Genomic DNA, 4277 nt, shown 5'->3' on the forward strand with positions numbered 1-4277 from the left:
GCGGCGGCGCTGCTGCGACTGCGGACGGCGGCGGCCGAGCACGCCGCCGCGGCCGCGCGCGGCGAGGCCACCGCCCGTCTCGGGCGGCGGCTGGCCCGGCTGGAGGCGGAGGTGAGCGCCTTGGCCCGGCGTTCCCCCTCCGGCGGCGGGCCGACGCCGGCCGCCGGCGCCGCGGAGGTGATCGAGGCGCTGGGGGCGCGGGCGTTGATCGAGCTGGTCCGGGTCGGCGACGAGCTGCACGCGGTCACCGTCTCCGGCGGGCGATGCCGCCGCTGGGAGATCGGCCCCTATCAGGAGGCGGCGCGGGACGCGGCGCTGGTGCGGTACGCGGTGCGGCGGCTGGTCCGGCTCGGCGAGGACGACGCCGCGCTGCGGGACGCCGCGGCCCGGGCGGCGGACCGGCTGCCGACGGGGCTGTGGCGGGCGGTGGAGGGCCGGGAGCTGGTGATCGCCCCGACGGGGACGCTGCACGGCCTGCCGTGGGCGGCCTTGCCGCCGCTGGCGGGCCGGGCGTTCGCCCTCGTCCCCTCGGCGACGGCATGGCTGCGCGCCGTCGCCGCCGCGCCCTCGGGCGGCCGCGTGGTGCTGGCGGCCGGACCGGACCTGCCGCACGCCGAGGCCGAGGTCCTCGAACTGGCGGACGCCTATCCGCGGGCCCTGCTCCTGCGCGGCCCGGCGGCCACGGCCGAGGCGGTCCGCCGGGCGCTGCAGGGGGCGGCGCTGGCCCATGTGGCGGCGCACGGCGAGTTCCGGGAGGACAACGCGCTGTTCTCGCACCTGCGGCTGGCCGACGGCCCGCTGATGGCCTACGACCTGGAGGAGCTGGCGGCGCCCCCGCACGTGGTGGTGCTGTCGGCCTGCGACACCGGTCGGACCGGCGGCGGCGACGGGACGCTCGGCATGGTCGGGGTGCTGCTGGGCCTGGGCACCGCCGCCGTGATCGCCAGCGTCGCACCGGTGCGGGACGAGGACGCCCGGGCGTTCATGACGGGGCTCCATGCGGGTCTGCGCGCCGGCCTGTCCCCCGCCCGGGCGTTGGCCCGTCTCCCCCGCCCGGCGGGCGCCCTGGGCTTTGTGTGCTTCGGGGCGGGCTGAGCGGTCCGCGGGAGCCGGGGCCGGCGCGCGGCGGTCACTCCTCGCCGGTCGCCACGGGGTTGGCGGGGTCGGCCACCCAGTTGGACCAGGAGCCGACGTACAGGGCGGCGGGGAAGCCGGCGAGCTCCAGCGCCAGCACCTGGTGGGCGGCGGTCACCCCGGACCCGCAGTAGGCGCCGACCTCGACGGCCCGGTCGACGCCGAGGCTGGCGAAGCGCTCCCGCAGCCGCTCGGGCGGCAGGAAACGGCCGTCGGGGCCGACGTTGCCGGTGGTGGGGGCGCTGACCGCGCCGGGGATGTGGCCGGCGACCGGGTCGATGGGCTCGACCTCGCCGCGGTAGCGTTCGGCGGCCCGGGCGTCCAGCAGCACGCCGCGCTCGGCGACGGCGGCGGCCCCCGCGGCGTCGAGCACGGGCAGCGCGCCGGGGCGCGCGGTGAAGTCCCCCGGTTCGGGGGTCGCCGGCCGGTCGGTGACCGGGCGGCCCGCCGCGACCCAGGCGCGGTAGCCGCCGTTGAGCACCCGCACCCGCGGATGCCCGAAGTAGCGCAGCACCCACCAGGCCCGTGCGGCGGCGGTGGAGTCCGCGTCGTCGTAGACCACGACCTGCCGGTCCGCCGACACCCCGGCGGCGCGCATCGCCTGCTGGAAGGCCTCCGCATCGGGCAGCGGGTGGCGGCCCGCCGGGCCGGGCGGGCCGGACAGGTCGCGGTCCAGGTCCACGAAGACCGCGCCCGGCAGGTGTCCTGCGCGGTAGTCCTCGATCCCGGGCGGTCCGGCCAGCCGCCAGCGGACGTCCAGCAGCACCGGCGGCTCGGGCGCCTCCAGCAGCGCGGCCAGCTCCTCGACCTCGATGAGCGTCGTCATGTCGGCCGAGCGTAACCGGGTCGGACGGGCGCGGCGAGGCGGGGACCGGCGCCTCGGTCTCCCCAGGGGTCTTCAGGCCCGTTCCCGGCGGGGCGGCCGCGGCCGGGCGGGATCGCCGGCGGCTCCCGGGAGAGGTCGCGCGCCCGGCGGNCGGGATCGCCGGCGGCTCCCGGGAGAGGTCGCGCGCCCGGCGGAGGGGGTCAGTCGCGGCGGACGGTGAGCAGCGGGATGAGCATCTCCGCGGGGACCAGGGAGCCGTGCATGCCGATCATCTGCGCCAGGAACGGCTCCCGTTCGGACGCCACGATCGCCAGGTCGCCGCGGGCGACGGCCACCACGTCGCCGATGCGCGGCAGCAGCTCCGGCGACACCGCCCCGAACCAGCCGGCGGCCACCGCCTCCTCCCGGGTGCGCACCCAGGCGCGGTCGCCCAGCGTCTCGCGCCAGGCCGCCAGCACGTCCGCCTCGGCCCCCGGCACCGCGTAGACGTATCGCGACCGGGCGTCCCCGCCGAGATGCGCCACGCCCTCCTGCAGCGCCTCCACCGCGTCGGCGTCCACCCGGTCGGCGGGGTTGGTCATGCCGTGGTCGGCGGTGATGTAGAGGGCGGCGCCGGACGGAAGGACCTCCGCGATGTGCCGGGCGAGCTGGTCGGCGAAGGAGAGCTGGTAGCGCCAGGCGGGCGAGCCGACGCCGTGCCGGTGCCCGGTGGAGTCCAGGTCGGGGTGGTAGACGGTGACGAACGACCGGTCGCCCTTGCCGAGCTCCTGTTCGGCCCGGGCGACCAGCTGTCCCAGGCTGTCGGCGGGCTCGTAGGCGGCGCCGCGCGCGGTCGCCCGGGTGAGGCCGCTGCCGCGGTACGCGCCGTGGGCCACGTACGCCACGTGCACTCCCGCCGCCGCGGCCCGTTCATAGCCGGTGGGCGCCGCCTGGAACTCCTCGGGGTCCACCGAGTCGTCCCACCGCAGGCAGTTGATCAGCCTCCCGGTCCCGGGCACCGCCACCTGGAGGTGCATCAGGCCGTGCCCGCCCGGCGGCAGTCCCGTGCCGAGGGAGGCCAGGCTGGTGGCCGTGGTCGCGGGGAACCCGGCGGTCAGCTCCCGGCCGGGCAGGGAGGCGAGGAACGGGGCGCAGTCGGCGTGCTCGCGCAGCTGTTCCCAGCCGAGCCCGTCGATGAGCAGCACGCACACCCGGCGGCTCTCCGGAAGGTCCAAGACGTTGCGGCCTCCGGGGACCCCGAGCGCCGCCAGCACCGAGGGGGTCAGATCGGCCAGCGCCCCGGCGCCGTACCGCGGCAGTTGCGCACCGTCCAGCTCGAACCCCACGTGACCTCCCCTTCGCCCGACACGCCGGAACCACGGTATCCCCGGGCGGCCCGTGCCGTCCCCTCCTCGTCGCGGGACCGTCTTCTCCGGGGCCGCTGCGCAGGCCCCGCGGGCTCCCGTGGACCTCCGCGGGCGCGGGGCGGTCGCCGTCGGGGGCCGCCGGGTCAGCCGGCGGCGGCGGTGGCCTCGGAGAGGGCCTGGGCGAAGTCGAGCACCTGCACGACCGCGTCGGGACCGTCCGCGGCCTCGCTCACCCGCAGCGACATGTCGTCGGCGGTCACGTTGCCGGTGTAGCCGTGATCGGCCTCGCAGGACTCGTCCCCGCAGGTGGCGGGCTCCAGGTCGACGTGGGCGATGGCCCCCCACCCGATGGTCAGCACCACTTCGGAGGGCGGAACCCCCGGCACGTACGAGGCGGGGTCGGGCACCACCCGCGTCACCGCGACGGACTGGATCCGGTCCAGCCGGACCGCCTCGGTGGTGGTCGACGCATGGGCCTGCGGCACTCCCTCGCCGGGCGGATGCTCGTCGGTGTGGCACACCAGCAGCCGGGTGGGCGACAGGACCAGCACGGTCACATGCCGCCGCACCTCCATGGCCGGGTCGAACGTGGCCTCGTGGTGCACCACGTAGGCCAGCACCGGTTCGTTGCCCAGCGCAGATTCCACCGCATCCGCGACGAGTGCCGGATAATAGCCGCTGCGCTCGATGGCGGTGCGCAACCCGTGAGCCGTCGCTCGGGTGTCCCTCATGGGGTCCATCCTGCCCTGTTCCCGAAGTCCACGCACATGCCGCGCCCGGTATCGGCGGTCATCTGACCTCCGGCGGGTACGACCAGGGGCATGACCACCCCTGTGACCCTCCCCGCGGCCGCCGTCGTCTCGACGCCGGGGCCGCCTCCCGTGCCGCCGCCCCCGCCGCCCGAGCCGCCGGGGCCGCGTCCGCCCATCCCGCGGCCCGAGCCGCCGGTCCCTCCCCCGCAGCCGCCGCCG

Annotated in this window: 4 protein-coding genes; 1 reads left to right on the forward strand and 3 read right to left on the reverse strand. The window is 77.7% G+C overall.

Going from position 1 to position 4277, the window contains the following annotated elements:
• Positions 1-1095, forward strand: a 1095-nt coding sequence (locus tag EIO00_RS23765) for a CHAT domain-containing protein (RefSeq protein WP_140182644.1), incomplete at its 5' end; no start/stop codon positions are given.
• Between the two features lie 34 nt (positions 1096-1129).
• Here EIO00_RS23765 and EIO00_RS23770 read toward each other — a convergent pair.
• From EIO00_RS23770 to EIO00_RS24915, 3 genes are all read right to left on the reverse strand, one after another.
• Positions 1130-1960 (reverse strand): sulfurtransferase, encoded by an 831-nt coding sequence (locus EIO00_RS23770; RefSeq protein WP_140182646.1) that lies wholly within the window; start codon positions 1958-1960, stop codon positions 1130-1132.
• Positions 1961-2160: 200 nt separating this feature from the next.
• A complete protein-coding gene (locus EIO00_RS23775; protein WP_241661562.1) occupies positions 2161-3285 on the reverse strand; it encodes an alkaline phosphatase family protein in 1125 nt (374 codons plus the stop codon).
• 164 nt (positions 3286-3449) lie between these two features.
• Positions 3450-4037, reverse strand: a complete 588-nt coding sequence (locus EIO00_RS24915; RefSeq protein WP_140182648.1) for a DUF5998 family protein — start codon at positions 4035-4037, stop codon at positions 3450-3452.
• Between the last annotated feature and the right edge of the window lie 240 nt (positions 4038-4277).

Origin of the sequence: Thermomonospora catenispora, assembly GCF_006363815.1 — a bacterium.
GTDB lineage: Bacteria > Actinomycetota > Actinomycetes > Streptosporangiales > Streptosporangiaceae > Thermomonospora > Thermomonospora catenispora.

Coding starts and splice junctions, on each gene's coding strand:
- EIO00_RS23770 (WP_140182646.1), bottom strand. CDS start 1,960: ATGACGACGCTCATCGAGGTCGAGGAGCTGGCCGCGCTGCTGGAGGCG.
- EIO00_RS24915 (WP_140182648.1), bottom strand. CDS start 4,037: ATGAGGGACACCCGAGCGACGGCTCACGGGTTGCGCACCGCCATCGAG.